At 42.4% G+C, this 17,310-nt stretch carries 12 protein-coding genes and 2 tRNA genes; 11 read left to right on the top strand and 3 right to left on the bottom strand.

The features are described from left to right. The first annotated feature begins 239 nt into the window (after nt 1–239). A complete protein-coding gene (locus tag WAE59_RS20640; protein WP_337857881.1) occupies nt 240–1,439 on the top strand; it encodes an anhydro-N-acetylmuramic acid kinase in 1,200 nt (399 codons plus the stop codon). Here the strand turns inward: WAE59_RS20640 and WAE59_RS20635 are convergent. Next, nucleotides 1,436–2,182, bottom strand: a complete 747-nt coding sequence (locus WAE59_RS20635) for a DeoR/GlpR family DNA-binding transcription regulator (protein WP_337857880.1) — start codon at nt 2,180–2,182, stop codon at nt 1,436–1,438. The genes WAE59_RS20640 and WAE59_RS20635 overlap by 4 nt on opposite strands. Nucleotides 2,183–2,450: 268 nt before the next feature. Here WAE59_RS20635 and WAE59_RS20630 point away from each other — a divergent pair, with 268 nt between their 5' ends. From WAE59_RS20630 to WAE59_RS20610, 5 genes are all read left to right on the top strand, one after another. Continuing rightward, nucleotides 2,451–5,531 carry a SusC/RagA family TonB-linked outer membrane protein gene (locus WAE59_RS20630; RefSeq protein ID WP_337857879.1) on the top strand — a complete coding sequence of 1,027 codons (3,081 nt, stop codon included), beginning with the start codon at nt 2,451–2,453 and terminating at the stop codon, nt 5,529–5,531. Between the two features lie 10 nt (nt 5,532–5,541). Next, on the top strand, nt 5,542–7,119 hold the full coding sequence (locus WAE59_RS20625) for a SusD/RagB family nutrient-binding outer membrane lipoprotein (protein WP_337857878.1): 1,578 nt from the start codon (nt 5,542–5,544) through the stop codon (nt 7,117–7,119). A gap of 12 nt (nt 7,120–7,131) precedes the next feature. Continuing rightward, the gene (locus WAE59_RS20620) at nt 7,132–7,923 is read left to right on the top strand and encodes a DUF4397 domain-containing protein (protein WP_337857877.1); all 792 of its coding nucleotides are present in this window, start codon (nt 7,132–7,134) and stop codon (nt 7,921–7,923) included. Nucleotides 7,924–7,998: 75 nt separating this feature from the next. Further along, nucleotides 7,999–8,214, top strand: a complete 216-nt coding sequence (locus tag WAE59_RS20615) for a hypothetical protein (protein ID WP_337857876.1) — start codon at nt 7,999–8,001, stop codon at nt 8,212–8,214. 82 nt (nt 8,215–8,296) lie between these two features. Further along, entirely contained in the window at nt 8,297–10,003 is a 1,707-nt protein-coding gene (locus tag WAE59_RS20610; RefSeq protein ID WP_337857875.1) for a S41 family peptidase, read from the top strand. Nucleotides 10,004–10,012: 9 nt separating this feature from the next. Here WAE59_RS20610 and WAE59_RS20605 read toward each other — a convergent pair whose 3' ends face one another. Together WAE59_RS20605 and WAE59_RS20600 are read right to left on the bottom strand one after the other, a co-directional pair. Further along, a complete protein-coding gene (locus WAE59_RS20605; RefSeq protein ID WP_337857874.1) occupies nt 10,013–10,342 on the bottom strand; it encodes a 2Fe-2S iron-sulfur cluster-binding protein in 330 nt (109 codons plus the stop codon). Between the two features lie 2 nt (nt 10,343–10,344). Further along, entirely contained in the window at nt 10,345–11,355 is a 1,011-nt protein-coding gene (locus WAE59_RS20600) for an NAD(P)/FAD-dependent oxidoreductase (RefSeq protein WP_337857873.1), read from the bottom strand. A 128-nt stretch (nt 11,356–11,483) separates the two neighbouring features. Between WAE59_RS20600 and WAE59_RS20595 the strand changes: the two genes are divergently transcribed. From WAE59_RS20595 to WAE59_RS20575, 5 genes are all read left to right on the top strand, one after another. Further along, on the top strand, nt 11,484–12,233 hold the full coding sequence (locus WAE59_RS20595) for a UDP-2,3-diacylglucosamine diphosphatase (RefSeq protein ID WP_337857872.1): 750 nt from the start codon (nt 11,484–11,486) through the stop codon (nt 12,231–12,233). Between the two features lie 59 nt (nt 12,234–12,292). Continuing rightward, entirely contained in the window at nt 12,293–13,366 is a 1,074-nt protein-coding gene (gene prfA, locus WAE59_RS20590; RefSeq protein WP_337857871.1) for a peptide chain release factor 1, read from the top strand. Nucleotides 13,367–13,451: 85 nt separating this feature from the next. Next, nucleotides 13,452–13,525: transfer RNA gene (locus WAE59_RS20585), tRNA-Asp, on the top strand. Nucleotides 13,526–13,602: 77 nt separating this feature from the next. Next, nucleotides 13,603–13,676 (top strand) — tRNA-Asp (locus tag WAE59_RS20580). 645 nt (nt 13,677–14,321) lie between these two features. Beyond that, on the top strand, nt 14,322–17,282 hold the full coding sequence (locus WAE59_RS20575; protein ID WP_337857870.1) for a SusC/RagA family TonB-linked outer membrane protein: 2,961 nt from the start codon (nt 14,322–14,324) through the stop codon (nt 17,280–17,282). The last annotated feature ends 28 nt before the right edge of the window (nt 17,283–17,310 follow it).

Below are 17,310 nucleotides of genomic sequence, written 5' to 3'. Positions count from 1 at the left end.
TAATTGTTCTTAAAGTTTGTACGGAGCAGTAAAGATAGGCACTCAAGGGAGGATATCAAACAATTAAATTCTGAATCATTCGGTTAAAACCAACAAATCTCTGCTTTTGTAAGCTACTCAAACGATTGAAGTATAGGACAAAGGGCGATAGGCCGAGTTCGTAAATTTTTAAATATTTTTTGATTCAGGCAGATATTGCAGAAAACAGGAATTGTATCTTGCGATATTAAACCTGGAATATGAATAAGAACTGGAACAGAGTTTTTGAAATCATCAACAAGCCTGAGCGTATTATTATTGGCTTAATGTCAGGTACCTCTCTGGATGGATTGGATATCGCACTTTGTGCTGTAAACGGAAATGGAATTGATACCCGCTTGGAGGTTTTGAAATTTGAGACCTTTGATTATTCAAATGAATTCAAGATGCAGGTTAAGTCAATCTTTGCAAAACGTGATGCAGATCTTCAGATGGTCTGTCTGATGAACGAGCAGGTTGCGCTCCAGCACGCTGAACTAATTCTGGAGGCTCTGTCTGCCTGGGGGATCAAGAAAGAAGAGGTTGATGTCATTGCCAGTCATGGGCAGACGATCTATCATGCACCAAAATCGTTTCACGGATTGCCTGGCTATCCCAATGGAACACTGCAGATTGGAGACGGAGATCACATTGCTGTCAAAACAGGTATTCTAACAATAAGTGATTTCCGGCAGAAACACATTGCTGCAGGAGGAGAAGGCGCGCCGCTTGCTTTATATGGTGACTACCTGTTGTTTTCCAAAGCAGGAGAAGATCGCATCATGCTGAATATTGGCGGAATAGCAAATTTTACCTATTTGCCTGGGGATCAAGATTCAGCTAAAGTATGCTCTACCGATGTAGGGCCGGGAAATACCCTAATGGATCAATATGTCCAGCGTCACTTTGAAGGTCTTTATTATGATGAAAATGCAGCTATTGCCCGTACGGGACAATCAAATCCGGCGCTTCTTGAAGCGCTGCTCGAACATGAATTTTTAAGCCTGGGTTTTCCTAAAACAACAGGGCCTGAATTGTTTAGCCTGTCATATTTAGAAGGCGCCATGACAAAATCAGAGACTAAAAGTTTGGCCCGGCAAGATGTGTTGGCTACATTATGCTGCTTCTCAGCTGAAGTAATTATTCGTGCGATCAATCAATTCCTGCATACAGATCAGAATATAAAGGTATATATGAGTGGGGGAGGTATGCATAATCCATTGTTGGTGAGTCAACTTAAAGCCGGGTTGCCCTTGCTGCAATTTCATACAACGGAGTCTCTGGGAATTAATCCAGACGCTAAAGAGTCGGTTTTGTTTGCTTTATTGGCCAACGAGACCTTGGTTGGTTCAGCCATTAATTTTGGTGACAGTTCAGGAGCGCCTGCAGTTTATATGGGGAAAATTTCTCTGCCAGGTTAAATGATCTGCAGATTTTTTGCCTGATATGGTTGTAATAATAGATGCTCCGGTGGTAGTTCGGTAACCAGATACTGGATGTTCTCCAGTGTAGCAACTTTCAATCTTAAGGAAATATTCAGTTTTTCTGAAATGCACAGTATTGCAGCTCGTTTAGAACAGTTTAGCATGGTTTTTTTGAGCTGATTGATCTCCCAGTCGGTATCTGTAAGCCCATCAGATGGGTGCAATGCACTTGTCCCAAGCAGACAAAGATCAGCGCTGATCTCTGAAAGCTGGTTAATTACATGTCCACCATAAGTAACCTGAGAGTTTTTTGAAAACAGTCCGCCAATGAGGATTACTTCGATTTTTGCATATTTCGCCAGTTCTATGGCTACAAATGGACTAATGGTGAAGAACGTTGCATGCAGGTTCTCTGGTAACTGTTTGGCAAGTTCTATAATGGTTGTTCCGCCACCGGTTAGGATGACCATGCCATCTTTAATCAGGGAAATGGCTTTTTTTGCGATACCTATTTTGGCATCTTTTGCATAGACGGCGCTATCGTCGAAAGAAGATTGATAAGATTTGGACAGCGCGCCTCCATGTACTTTAAATAATTGATTGCTGTCAGATAATTCCTGAAGGTCACGTCTGATGGTATCTTCGGAGACATTGAGTAATTGTACGAGGTCGGAAGTAAGTACCCTGTTGTGCAAATTGATTTGCCTCATGACAAAATCGTGTCGTTCCCTTTTTAACATGTTCTTGATTTCTCCGGGTTTCCTGTAGTTTAATTTTTGCCTAAAATAATAAAAATTGAATACAAAAATCAAATGCAGGTTTTTGCGGGTTTATGCAACAATAATTTGTGTAACAAGATTAAAATACTCATTTATTTTGTAAATAAGTCGAAAACATTTATCATATTTACTAAACCTTACTAAAAATGCGTGAAATTGCGTGTTTAAGATTAAGTGTAACGGGCCGTCAACTAACAAACAAAACTTTAATTACTAACCTAAATTGTTTATGAAAAAAAAACTACTCCTAATTGTTGTAGCTGGTTTTTTGCTGATAGTGCATGCTTTTGCGCAGCAAAAGACGGTTACGGGAAGAATTCTGGATGAAGATCGTTTGCCCCTTCCCGGAGTTTCCGTCAGAATCAAGGGTGCTACGGTGAGTACTCAAACGGCTAGCGACGGTTTGTACTCGGTTAAGGTAAGCCCTGGACAGACACTCGTTTTTACCTATATCGGAACGGTCTCGCAGGAACGTCTGATTGACAAAGAGAGTGTAGTAGATATTGTAATGAAGACTGATGCCAATCAATTAAGTGAGGTGACCGTCACTGGAGCGCTTGGTATCCAGACTCAGAAAAGGAGTCAGGGTTCCGCCATCCAGACCGTTGGCGGTGCCGAGGTTGCGCAAACACAACGCGAGAATTTTATTAATTCTTTACAGGGTAGGATTGCGGGGGTAGATGTTGTGAATACTTCGGGAGTTCCAGGAGCTTCATCCCAGATTACAATTAGAGGAATTAGTTCCGTGAGTAGCAGCAACCAGCCACTAATGGTTGTCGACGGAATGCCAATGGACAATAGTACATTCTCTACCGCAGCATTGGCAACTAGGGTAAATGGCTTCGAAAATAGAAGTGTAGACTTTACCAACAGATCTTCAGACTTTAGTCCGGAAGATATAGAAGAAATTACCGTCCTAAAAGGACCAGAAGCAGCTGCTTTATATGGGATAGATGCTGCAAACGGAGCGATATTAATCACGACAAAGAGAGGTAAAAGCGGCGAGGGTAGGGTCAGTTATAGCAATAGTTTAAGGTTTGATGAAGTAACTAAAGCACCGGAAGTACAAACAACCTATGGTATGGGGCGTAACGGTGTTCCAGGCTCTGGTTATACGATTTACTACTGGGGTCCAAAAAATGAGCCTAACGCTAAGCTTTACGACAATATTAGTGGATTTTTTAAGACTGCAATCACTCAAAAGCATAATGTTGCTTTTGAAGGAGGTACGGAGAAATCAAATTACCGGGTGTCGGGAACTTACAACCAGCAGACTGGCGTAGTTCCAAATACGACTTATGATAGGTACACACTGACTGGAGCTACCAGAAGCCAGGTAAATAAATGGCTAAATGTAGATCTTTCATTTACCTACTCCAATGCGACAAATGATCAGGTATTTAAAGGTACAGGTGGTGTATTGATGAATCTTTTATTATGGCCGGTGACCGATGATGCCAAGAACTATTTAAATCCAGATGGTTCGAGAAGAACTTTAAATTTTGATAATGAGACTGATAATCCTTATTTCAATAACAATAAGAATTTTATTAATTCAGGGAACAACCGCATTTTTACTGCAACAGCATTAACCTTTACATTGGCTAAATGGCTTACAGCAGAAGCCAGAATAGGCTATGATACATATGCAAATAAGAATGCTATTCTAAGACATCCTGAAAGTAGTTATGGTTTGGCTCAGGGAGGGCAGTACGATGAAGCAGTGTCTAACACGGGCAACCTAACCATGCGTACGATGTTATCTGGAAAATTTGCAAATGTACTTCCTAAATTCGGACTGAGTTTTAATGTCGGTGCAGAGGCACGGGACGATTATAATAAAACGACCGCTGTAAGCACGGAGAGCTTCTTAGATCCAAATTTTGTATCGGTTAATAATAGCGCTGCAACTTCAAGGTTTACCAAAACGACAATCGCTCAGAGAAGATTAATGGGGGTTTACGGAAATTTAGTGATGGATTATGATCGTCTGGTCTACCTGACGCTGACGGGAAGGAATGATTGGTCATCCACCTTGCCTGTAGACAATTATTCGTTCTTCTATCCTTCGGCATCATTAAGTTTTATGTTTACAGACCTGAAGGCCTTATCAGGACTGAAATCTATATTGAATTCCGGAAAGTTGAGAGCCAGTATTGCCCAGGTAGGTAGGGATGCCAGTCCTTACCGGGTATTCTCTTCACTGGAATTTAAGGAAGTGGTAGGTGGAGGTTTTGGCTACGGCAACTATGGGCCTAATCCAAATCTACGTCCGGAAATGGCTACATCTTATGAAATCGGCACTGAGCTGGCCTTTTTAAAAAGCCGCCTTACAGTCGATTTTGCCTACTACCGCAAAACCACTAAAGATCAGATCATAGGTGGAATCCGGTCCAGCTATGCTACCAATTTCATTCTATCACAGCTTAATGGCGGTACGACCAGGAACTGGGGTTATGAATTGATGGTAAATGCCAAGCCAATATCCACGACAAATTTTTCATGGAACATAATAACAAATTTCGCGTTGCAAAGAAGCTTACTGGTAGCGCTGCCAAAAGATTTGCCTGAAACCTACAACTCTGATACCTGGTTTTACGGAGATATCAGGTCGGCATCTATACCTGGAATGCCGATCACCTCGTTTACCAGCAGGTTCTGGAGAAGAAATGACAAAGGAGAGCTGCTGATCAGTCCTGCAAATGGATTGCCTGTAGTAAGTACAGAATATATTCCGAATGGCTCTGACCGTTGGCCAAGCTGGACAATGGGTATTACCAACAGGTTTTCATACAAAGATTTTAACCTTTCGTTCCTGCTTGATATTAGAAAGGGGGGAGATGTGTTGAACGGAACACAGCATCAGTTAACTGTGCGAGGCTTAGCCACAAGGACATTGGATCGTGAAGAGCCGAGAATTGTGAAAGGAGTATTGATGGACGGACTGGAAAATACCGGAAACCCTACAAAAAACAACATTACGATTCTTCCATACCTTGCCGATAGTTATTACATCACTGGAGCCCTACCGGAACAATTTATCGAAAAAGATGTAAATTATTTGAGAATGAGAGATATTACGCTCTCTTATAACCTGCCAACTAAGTTCTTGTCCAGGCAGAATTTTGTGAAGTCTGCGAGTATATTCACTACAATCACCGACTTGTTTATTATCACAAATTATACTGGGCTTGATCCGGTTAATAATGGAAATACTGCCGCGGTTGGAGGTGCTGGCGGTGTAGGTATCGATTATGGGAATTTTGCCACACCGACTGGATTTAATTTTGGTTTTAGAGTAGGTTTTTAATTAATAAGCTATGAAAAAAATGATATATACTGTCTTCGTAATGTTTGTATTACTGATGGCAGCGGGCTGTAAAAAATGGTTAGATGTAAATGAAAATCCAAACGGTCCTGAAAAAGTTTCTCCAAATTTATTATTGGCACCTATGTTATACTATGTGGTTCAGGCTGACCAATGGGATGGCAGATATGTAGGTAAATATATCCAAAATTGGTCTGGTACCGGAGATAAGGACATTTGGGATACAATGGGCTATCAACCTCCACCCGTAGACAATGGCGGTGAGACCTGGAAATTGGCCTATATATTTCTTGGGAAGAACCTTTCTGACATGATGAGAGATGCTGAAGCCGAAAAACGCTGGGATGTATTGGGAGTTGGTTATATCCTGAAAGCTATCGGTTTTCAGCGCGCTACAGATATGCATGGTGAATTGATCATCAAACAAATTGGGCAGGACCGCACGTCATTTGACTATGATTCCCAGGAATACGCTTATGAAGAAGTTAGGAAATTGCTGGATACGGCAATTGTTAATTTGCAGCGTATTGATGGGACTATCTCTAAAAGTTATCTGGCAAAAGGAGATTTGGTGTATAACGGAGCAAAAGAGCAGTGGCTAAAATTTGCCTATGGCATGATGGCCATTAACTTGAGTCATCTGACCAATAAAAGTACGTTTGACGCCGATAAGGTTATTGAATATGTAGATAAATCGTTCACTGGTAATGTAGATAATGCGCTGTATACTTTCACAGGAGGTCAGTCTGCGTTATCCAATTTTTGGGGACAACGTCGTGCAAATTTGAATGCATTCAGGCAAACAGAATTTTTTGTGAATTTGCTAAATGGTACAGCTTTTCCCGGAATTGTAGATCCAAGGATGAGCCGTATGATCTGGCCTTCACCCTCTGGGATTTATAAGGGGATCCAGCCAACTTTTGCCCTGACCACTATTTCTCCTGCGGCAGACAGGCCGCCTACATTTTTTAATACGGTGGGTAATGTTTTAGAAAGCTCGCCAGGTAGGTATCTGTTTGATGATGTTGCCAAAATTCCATTGATGACTTATTCTCAGTTGCAGTTTATCAAAGCTGAAGCTGCGCTTCGTAAGGGTTATCTTCCAGTTGCTATGGATGCGTATAAAAAAGGCATAGATGCCCATATTGACTTTGTAAATACGACCAATTCACGTGTTCCTACAGGAACCGCCTCACAGATCAGCGCAACTGAAAAAGCCGCATACCTGAGTAATGTAAATATTGTGCCGGCTGCTGAAACACAACTCACATTAAGTCATATCCTTTGCCAGAAATATATTGCACAATTTGCCTGGGGTTTTTTAGAGACATGGACGGATCTCCGGAGATTCCATTACACGGATCTCGATCCAAAAACAAACCAGCAGGTATTCAGGGGTTTTGCGCCACCTGATGTATCCCGCTTGTCGGCCGATAATCTAGGTAAGGTTGTGTACCGGTTCAGGCCAAGATATGCTTCTGAATATGTGTGGAACATAGAAGCCTTAAAGAAAATTGGTGGTACCGACATTGACTTCACAACAAAGCCAACCTGGTTTGTAAACCCTTAAATGACAGAAAAGATGAACAGAATAAATATTAAGCTACTGTGGATGGTGTTGCTCATCTCTTTAGCGCTGACTTCCTGCAAAGATGAGGCGGTTTTAAATATCAATGAGCCTATAGTGGGTGCCCGGATTAGGTTGTATAATTTTTCAATTAACGCGCCCTCTGTTAATTTTTATGCCAACGAAACTAAAATATCTGCAGCATTATCTCAGACCGGTGTAGAGTCTATTAACGGAGTTAGTTTCGGAGGTACCTATCCGGCAAATCAGTATGCTCTCGCACCAGGTGGTGAAAATGTAATTAAAGCGACAACGTCTTCGACAATTACGACTACCACACCGAACCTGACCATAGCCAGTGTTGCACACAATTTTGTTTTAGATAAATATTATAGTGTTTTCATAAGCGGGATTTACAATACAACGGATAAAAAATCTGACGCCTTTGTTGTGGAAGATAATTTTCCGATAGCTTTAGATACTGCAAGGGCATTCATCCGGATTGTCAACCCTTGCCCGAATACCACGCTAAAACTTGTGCTGACCAAAACAACTGTCGTTACCGGACAGCCACCTATCGTGGAAGATACACAGGTAGCAACAGGGGTTGCTTATAAGTCCGCATCTGCATTTTTCGGATTCAAGCCCGGGGCTTATTCCATCACTGTCACTGATGAAGCGACAGGAAAAACTGCAATCAGAGCTGCAACTTCATTCCTGAAGGAAAGGGTGTATACGCTCGCATTAAGGGGGAATATACTGACGGGAACACCAGCTACTTTTATCGATAATACCGTCAATAAATAGTATAGTAACTTATAAACCCCGATTGAGAGATCGGGGTTTATAATTTTTTCCTATTTTTGTCTCAAAGCATTTATTATGGCAAGTTTTACACTTACTCCCGAGACCTGGAAAAAGGTTAAAATCAAATTTCTAAGAAAATATCGTGAACTCGCACAAGTAAATATTTCATTCAGTCCAGGCCAGGAAGATCAATTGGTAGCACAGCTCATGGAACTCGTGAAAAGGGATCGTGACTACATTGAGTTTACCATAAAAAAAGCTTTGGCCGATCCAGAGGGCAACAGATTGTAATTATTTCATTATCTTGTAGTGGTTTTACATAAGTGTTGTGAATACTTGTGTATCTTATCTGGATACCCTAACGGATTAGTGAATGATGAAAAAATACAAATTGACTGCTGCATTTCTACTTATTGCTTTTGCTTCACTTTCCTGGTCGTTCCGGGAAGATCTTTTTCAGGTATCCAAAAACCTGGATATCTTTGCAGCCTTATATAAAGAGGTTAGTGTCAATTATGTGGAAGAAACCAGTCCGTCAGACCTCATGCGCACGGGAATTGACGCTATGCTCGACGGACTTGACCCTTATACAGAATACGTTCCGGAGTCTGAAATCGAAGACTATAAATTGAAATATGTAAGTACCCAATACGGTGGTATTGGTGCAAGTACGTTGTTCATAGAAGGTAAATTGTTCGTCAACGAAGTGAGTGAAGGATATCCGGCAGACAAGCAGGGAATTAAGCCAGGTGATCAGATCGTTAAAATCAATGGTAATGAGGTCAAAGGTAAGGAGCGTAACCAGATCAGCCAATTGCTGCGCGGCCCTAAATCTTCTGAGGTCGAACTGCTCGTAATCAGAGATGGTGCAGTAATTACCAAAAAACTAACACGTGACGAGATCAAGCAGCCCAATGTATCCTATTCCGGCATGACTGCTGATCAGTTTGCTTACATCCGTCTCGATAAATTTCTTGAAAACTCTGCCCAGGAAGTAAAGGATGCGGCGACTACGTTAAGTAAACAGCAGCCCAAAGGAATGATCCTTGACCTGAGGTATAACGGAGGTGGCATCTTGCAGGAGGCCGTCAAAATCGTCAATCTCTTTGTGGGCAAAGACATCACGGTCGTTACGCAGAAAGGAAAAAATCCTCAGAAGACCATTACTTATAAAACTTATAACGAACCAATACTTCCACAGATGCCACTGGTGGTTCTCGTTGGTGGTTCATCTGCTTCTGCTTCGGAAATTGTAGCCGGTGCCTTGCAGGATTTAGACCGTGGAATTATTGTAGGCCAACGCAGCTATGGTAAAGGACTGGTTCAGCAAACTTTTAACCTGCCTTACAACAGTCTGGTCAAAGTAACTGTAGCGAAATACTTTACGCCCTCAGGAAGGTGCATTCAGGCACTGGATTATGCCCATAAAGATGCTGAAGGAAAAACATTGAAGTTTGCAGATTCTCTCGCCACTAAATTCAATACCAAAGCTGGCCGTAATGTTTATGATGGTAATGGTATTTATCCTGATGTGGTGGTTGCTGCTACCAAGCCAAGCCCGGTTACAGTATCTATTGTAAGTAAGAACCTGTTCTTCGACTACGCTAACGATTTTAAGAAAAGAAATAAAAGCATTTCCGGCCCGGAAAGTTTTCAGTTAAGTGATGCGGAATATAACCTGTTTGTCGCTGCAATGGCTGGTAAAGATTATTCTTATACTTCGCGCACAGAACGATTGCTTTCTGATCTGCGTACAGAGGCAGAGCGCGAAAATAAGCTGCCGGCAGTAAAAGCGGATTTAGATGACCTGAGATCTAAAATGCTTGGCGCGAAAAAAACCGATCTGATTAATTATAAATCGGAGATCAAGCGGGTATTGGAAACCCAGATCATTAGTCGCTACTATTACGATAAAGGTAAGGTTCTGCAGGCCTTTCAATATGATAAAGAATTGGCTGCAGCGAAGGGGGTTCTTGGAAACGGACCTAAGATGTTGGCCATATTAAAAGGAGAAGGTGAATATAAGACGATAGGTAATCCTGCCAAGATCGTTACTGCGGCAGCGGCACTGGAAAACTAGGCGGAGCTATTAGTCTCCGCCGTGTAATTTGACAACTAATCCATCCATTGCTGGGTTAAGCTGCAGCTGACAGGCCAATCTTGAGTTTGGCAGCAGGTCAGGCAAAGTATCCAGCATGGCATATTCATCATCAGTCATCTCATTCAAATTCTCTTCACCTTCGAGTACATCTACGCAACAAGTTGCGCAGAGTGCCATTCCTCCGCATGTAGCGAGAATGTCGTATTCACAGGCTTTGAGGTATTCCATCAAACTAAGGCCCATATCTACCGGAGCCTCAAGTGTAGTGCGGCTGCCGTCCGGATTTTGGACGTGCAGGGTAATGTTGTTGTCTTCCATGTTTAAAATTCTGATACGCCGTTTACGGTGGTGTATTTCATGGTGTATTTTATTCCCGGGTTCATGTATTGGTAGGCACTATGGCTCATCAATGCTGCTTCATGAAATCCGCAAAGGATCAGCTTTAATTTATTGGTGTAAGTATTGATGTCGCCAATCGCATAAATTCCAGGAATATTAGTGGAATAATCGTCAGTGTTCACTTCAATTGCACTTTTGCTGATGTTCAGGTTCCATTGCTCAATAGGTCCCAGTTTCGGGCTTAAACCAAAAAGAGGAATCAGGTGATCAGCCGCAACATTTGTAGCCTCCTGAGTTTTATTGTGGATAATTTCAACGTTTTCCAGTTTACCAGTACCGGAAACAGAATTAAGGTTGCTGTTCAGGATCAGGTTGATCTTGCCACTTGCCGCCAGTTCCATTACCTTATTTACTGAATCTGGAGCCCCACGGAAGCTTTCGCTACGGTGTACAAGAGTTAGTTCTTCTACTACATCAGCAAGGAAGATGGTCCAGTCCAGGGCAGAGTCTCCGCCGCCGGCAATAACCATTTTCTGTCCGCGGTATTGCTCCGGATCAAGGATCATGTAGTTCACACCTCTTCCGTTTTCAAACTGCTCAAGACCAGCTACAGCAGGCTTACGAGGCTCAAAGCAGCCCAAGCCGCCTGCGATAACTACCACTTTTGATTCAATGATCGTCCCCATATTGGTTGTCAATACGAAATCGCCCTCTCCGCGTTTTTCCAGGCCTTCGATGCGCTCTCCCAGGGTATATCCCGGATGGAAAGGTTTCGCTTGCTCTACAAGGTTGTCAATGAGTTCCTGTGCCAATACGGTCGGGTAACCCGGGATATCGTAAATTGGTTTTTTTGGATAGATTTCTGACAATTGCCCCCCTACCTGAGGTAGGTAATCGATTAAATGACAACGCATTTTTAACAATCCAGCTTCAAATATTGCAAATAAACCTACGGGTCCGGCGCCAATAATGGCTATATCAGTAGAAATCATGTGTTTAAAATTTGTGCGAATTTACAAACTTTTGCTATTAATAACGATTCTATTTATAATTATCTATATAATCTGTAGAACTTCTGAAATGGAACTGAGCTGATATTTTGTTTATCTTTGTTTAAGAGATGACTAAGAACATATATTTTGCTTCTGATTTTCATTTGGGCTCTCCGGATTTTGAAAAGAGCCGTTTGCGTGAAGATCGTATTGTACGCTGGTTAAATTTTATTGAACCTACTTGTAGTGAGTTGTTTCTAATGGGAGACGTCTTTGATTTTTGGTTCGAATATAAGATGGTCGTTCCAAAAGGTTTTGTGAGGTTGCAGGGAAAGCTGGCCCAAATGAGTGATGCAGGGATCAAGATCTACTTCTTTAAAGGTAACCACGACATGTGGGTAAATGACTATTTCAAGAAGGAAATGGGCCTTACAATCATCAGTGATGAATTCGTAATGGAACGTGCCGGAAAGCAATTCTTTTTACACCATGGTGACGGTCTGGGACCAGGTGATCGCAAATATAAATTCTTGAGGAAGATTTTCAGAAATCCGCTTTGCCAATGGTTATTTGGATTGGTGCCACCTCAAATTGGTATCGGGATCGCTAATGCCTGGGCCAATCACAGCAGGGCAGCAAGTAAGGCTGAAGAAGTCTATATGGGACTGGAAAATGAATGGTTAGCTGTCTATGCTAAAGAGCAGTTGAAAAAACAGCACTATGATTATTTCATTTTTGGCCACCGTCACCTGCCATTGGATCTCGATCTTGGAAGTGGCAGCCGGTACATCAATACAGGCGAGTGGCTGAAATCTTATTCTTATGCCGAGTTTGACGGTAAGGAATTAAGTCTTAAGTATTTTGAAAAGGTTAATTAAAAAAGCAGTAATTTTGCTGCCCGTATAAAAAAAAACTGTGTTCAGTTTCTGAGAAAGATATGTTAGAAAAATTAGAAGCCATTAAGCTGCGTTGGGAAGATGTAGAGGAACAGTTAAGTAATCCTGACACCATGCAGGATATGAAGCGTTTTGCAGCTTTAAATAAAGAGTACAAAGATTTGGGCAAGATTGTAGATGAATATAAAATCTACAAAAATGTCATGAGTAATATCGAAGCCAATAAGGAAATCCTTAGTACAGAAAAGGATGCAGAAATGCGCGATATGGCTAAAGAAGAATTGGACCTGTTGCTGGTCCAGCAGGAAGAGCTTGAGGAGAAGGTCCGTTTGATGTTGATTCCTGTGGATCCCGAAGATGCTAAAAATGCGGTATTTGAGATCAGAGGAGGTACAGGTGGTGATGAAGCTGCCTTGTTTGCAGGGGACCTCTACCGGATGTACAGTCGATATTTCGAGCAAAAGGGTTGGAAAGTGGAGACTATTGATGTTACCGAAGGTACAGCAGGAGGTTATAAAGAGGTTATCCTTAAAGTAGAGGGAGAAGATGTCTATGGACAATTGAAATACGAATCTGGTGTCCACCGGGTGCAGCGTGTCCCTGATACAGAAACACAGGGGAGGGTACATACTTCAGCTGCATCTGTAGCAGTATTGCCTGAAGCTGAAGAAATTGACCTTTTCATTAATCCGGCTGATATCGAATTGCAGACTTCCAGGTCAGGTGGTGCAGGTGGTCAGAATGTAAACAAGGTGGAGACTAAAGTTCAATTGACGCACAAACCCTCCGGTATCGTAGTAGTCTGTCAAAAAGAGCGTTCGCAGCTCGGCAACAGGATCATCGCTATGGAGATGCTGCGTAGTAAATTATACGACATCGAACTTCAGAAAAAAAATGGAGATATTGCAGCAAGACGTAAGACTATGGTGTCTACAGGAGACCGTTCCGCGAAGATCAGGACGTATAACTATCCTCAGGGTAGGGTGACAGATCACCGCATCGGATTAACACTTTATAACTTAAATAACATCATGGATGGTGGAGTTCAGGAATTAATTGATGCATTGCAGTTTGCAGAAAACGCTGAGAAATTAAAAGAAGGCTCTGGTAATTAGTGTTTTGAGATTATTTTAAAATAAATAGTGTAAAATAAAATAAAGAGTCTATATTTGCATTCCCAAAGGAAACTAAGGGAAAAACGGACCGGTAGTTCAGCTGGTTAGAATGCCGCCCTGTCACGGCGGAGGTCGCGGGTTCGAGTCCCGTCCGGTCCGCAAAAAAGCCACTCAGTTCAGTGGCTTTTTTATTAAAGTAGAGGCCCCTACTTAAAAAGGCCATCCTTAAAGGAAACGGACCGGTAGTTCAGCTGGTTAGAATGCCGCCCTGTCACGGCGGAGGTCGCGGGTTCGAGTCCCGTCCGGTCCGCAGAAAGCCACTCAAACGAGTGGCTTTTTTTATTTCTATGTATTTCTTCCATTTACTAAATATGCGTTATGATGCATTTAAATGCTATTTTAACTTGTGCAAACGGTTGTGTTGTTTTTAATTCAATGTAAATCTGGCTTGATCTGGCTCTCAATGATCTTTGTAAATTAAAATATCATCAGGCGATAATATTTTATCAGTATTTCGGTCGAAATCCTCATTTTTAATTAAAATTACAGGAAATACTTCATCATCAGCTTAATGCGGAATTTTATAAGGTACTTAATCGCTAAACCAGCGCTAATTTCTTATCAACCGTTTGCGTAGACATATATTCGTCGGGTCAACCGCAATGTGGTAGTTTAGTTCTTAATAACTGAAACAAAACAACTAAACCATAAAAACCAAAACTATGACCATAACTTTTACTATTCCTTTTTTTTTAGGGACACTTCGCCGGATCTATCAGCGATAGTATTCTTAAAGTACAGTCATTTCCTTCATTTCAGAATTAGTGCTATAGCATTTTATCTAAAGCATTATCCACGACCCCTTGCGCATCAATCGCACTTGGGTCCGAATGTATACCATGCCTACGATTATTAAATAGTTTAACAGAGCTTCATCAACAATTAATTAATGCGAATGAAAATGATCCGAATTATTGCAGTGAGTATCTGCATCGTATGGTTGAATTCACTGAATTCTAACATACATGCCGCGACATTTAATGCTACTTTGAATTACAGTACATACCAGCAGCAGGATACCGGCGACACATCCAAAAAAAAGCTGGACACCATCGTAATGGCCGACCGTCGCAGCAAGGTAAAGGGGATTAAGGATTCCCTCCATGTCAGGCTTGCGGCATTAAATCCCAATATTTCCTTACAGCAGATGCTAAAAGGGAATATCGCAGGCTTATATGTTCAGGAAACGAGTGGGGAGCCAGGCACAGAGCAGAGTATGCTCATCCGTGGTTTGTCAGCCCCCTTGCTCAATAGCAACGACATCTATCAACTTCAACCTGTCGTCTACCTGAACGGAATTCCCCTCATCCAGGAGAGCGCATTTACTTTCGACATTCAAAAGTATGATTTCAACCGTATTGGTCCGGCAACGAATCTTCTCGCCGGCATTGACATCAGTAACGTCAACTCCATTGAAGTGATTAAAGATCCTGCGGCCCTGGCCGCACTTGGTCCAATTGCCTCCAATGGAGCGATCTGGATCACCACAAAAGCTGCCAAATCCGGTAACAGGGAACTGAGTGTCAATAGTTATTATGGAATGGTGGCGGCTGGTAACGTGCAGACTGTAAATGCTCAACATGAAAATCAGTTCAGAAAACCTTTTTATCAGAAATACGCTTCAGCAGCAGATTACCTGAACTATGTAGGCTATCTGAGGGATTCAACGAATACAGATTATTACGGACCTTCCAAATGGAATGATCTGTATTATAAAAGCACACCTATCTACTCCGTAGACCTGGGCCTTACGGGAGGCTCTGAACGTGCCAATTTCCGGTTCTTTGGCTCCGCGGCCAAAAATGCAGGGAATGCTGATCAGACCGCACTGGATAAATATGCAGCCTCTTTTCAGATTAATATGGCCCCATTCAGCTGGCTTACTGTCTCCAGTATGATGAATGCCAACAGACTGGACAGGACCAGAAATAAAAGTCTGCGCGACCGCTTCGCTGAAACGCGATACATTCCTGACCTGTACAATCCAATGGCGCCTAGTAAGGACATTTATCAGTTGTTCCTGAATGAGTATGACAAGTCCATCGATGACAACCGGACTACTTCAGCACAAGGCTATATCTCACTAAATGTCAAATTGAAGCCAATTGATTTTGTGTCGACATTTAATTTTGATTACAATCAGGGGATCAGAGATGCATTTTTTCCTACTACGCTGATGGCTGGAAACAACTATGTATCCAATTATTTTGGGTACAATCAACGGATGCTATGGAAGAACGCCCTGACTTATTCTAAGGATTTGGGGACAAGTCATGCCCTCAACTTCGAGTTGGGGCAATCCATCCAGGATGATCTCCACAGATACAATTACGCAAATGCCTACAATGGTCCGAATGATTTCATCAAGATCAATGTAGTGACAGCGACCTCTGGGGAAGACTACCTCAGACCGGTATCTTATTTGGTATACCGTTATACAGATAAGCTTCAGAGTAAGCTGATCTCCTTTTATGCTTCAGCCAAATACCGGTACAAAGATTTGCTGACTTTCTCTGCCTTAGTGAGGGAAGACGGGTCATCCACCGCTCAGCCGGGCAGCCGTTGGTTCATCGCCCCTGCTGTAAGTGCGGGCTGGAACCTGAAGAATCAATTTCTTTCAAATAGCAGCTTCCTCGACAAACTGAGTATGGAGGTTTCCTGGTCAAGATTAGGTAAGCCCTTTGGCGACGACCGTTTCGCTGCGGGACCTCAGTACCGTGTAGACCTGGGCTGGCAAATGGAACCCACTATACCTGGATATAACGGGGTAGCAGCATTATCGCGCCCTTATTCAGACGGTTGGGTTGGCTATGACATCAAATGGCCTTATACCGATCAGCTGAACATCGGGCTGGATGCCGCTTTTTTGGCCAATAAGCTGGAAGCATCACTTACTTTTTACCGTAAAGACGACAAAAGGATGATCCTGAACGTTCCTGTTCCTGCAGAGACCGGATTTGCCAGTAACTACAGCAGCGGAATGTCCATTAGGAATACGGGAATAGAGCTCGGTCTTCAGGGTAGTCCGCTTGGGAATGCCACATTCAACTGGCAATCGGGCCTTAACCTGGCCTTGAATAAAAACCAATTGACCGCATTGCCCGATGGGAGAGATGAACTCATTCTTGGCGATCGGTTATTCAAAGTCGGACAAGCTGCTGACCGCTTCTGGATCTACAACAACCAGGGGATTTACAACTCAGATTCCGAAGTACCGCTGAATCCTGCAAATAATCAACCGCTTAATTTCGAGGGGACAGCCTTAAAAGCTGGTGATCCAAAATGGCAGGATATCAACGGAGATTACCGAATTGATAATGAAGATAAGGTTCTTGCCGGCAACTCCATGCCTAAGTTAACAGGAGGATGGTCAAATGAGTTTCAATACCGAAATTTCAACCTGAACTTCACATTCTTCTTCGCCCTTGGACAGAAAGCGCTAATCCGGGTAGCTTCTTTACAATACGATTTTATCAACAGGGAATCGGCCAATGACATCAATTCGCTAAGAGAGGTGTTCTCCTGGCAGCAAAATCAGGATCAACTCAGCTATCCGGTCTATAATCCCTGGAGCAGTGTTGTTCCATATCGGTTGGAGCAAAGTCTTTTTCTTGAAAATGCTTCCTATGCCAAATTGCGGTCTGTTTCACTGGGTTATGACCTTGCCAAATCTGCACTGTTCAAATCAAAATCCAGTATAAAGAGGGCCTACCTCTATGTCACGGCCAATAACCTGCTCACCTTGACGTCATTCAGCGGCACAGATCCCGAGCTAATTAGTTACAACGGGATTTACTCAGGGTATGGCCTGGCTATTCCAAAGACTTATACACTCGGGATCAAAGTTGATTTATAGGCTTTAACAAGTATTAAATGATGAATAA

Origin of the sequence: Pedobacter sp. GR22-6 (genome assembly GCF_037402555.1) — a bacterium.
GTDB lineage: Bacteria > Bacteroidota > Bacteroidia > Sphingobacteriales > Sphingobacteriaceae > Pedobacter.
Note: the sequence above shows the minus strand (reverse complement) of the source record. Positions and strands in the feature narration are given on the sequence as shown.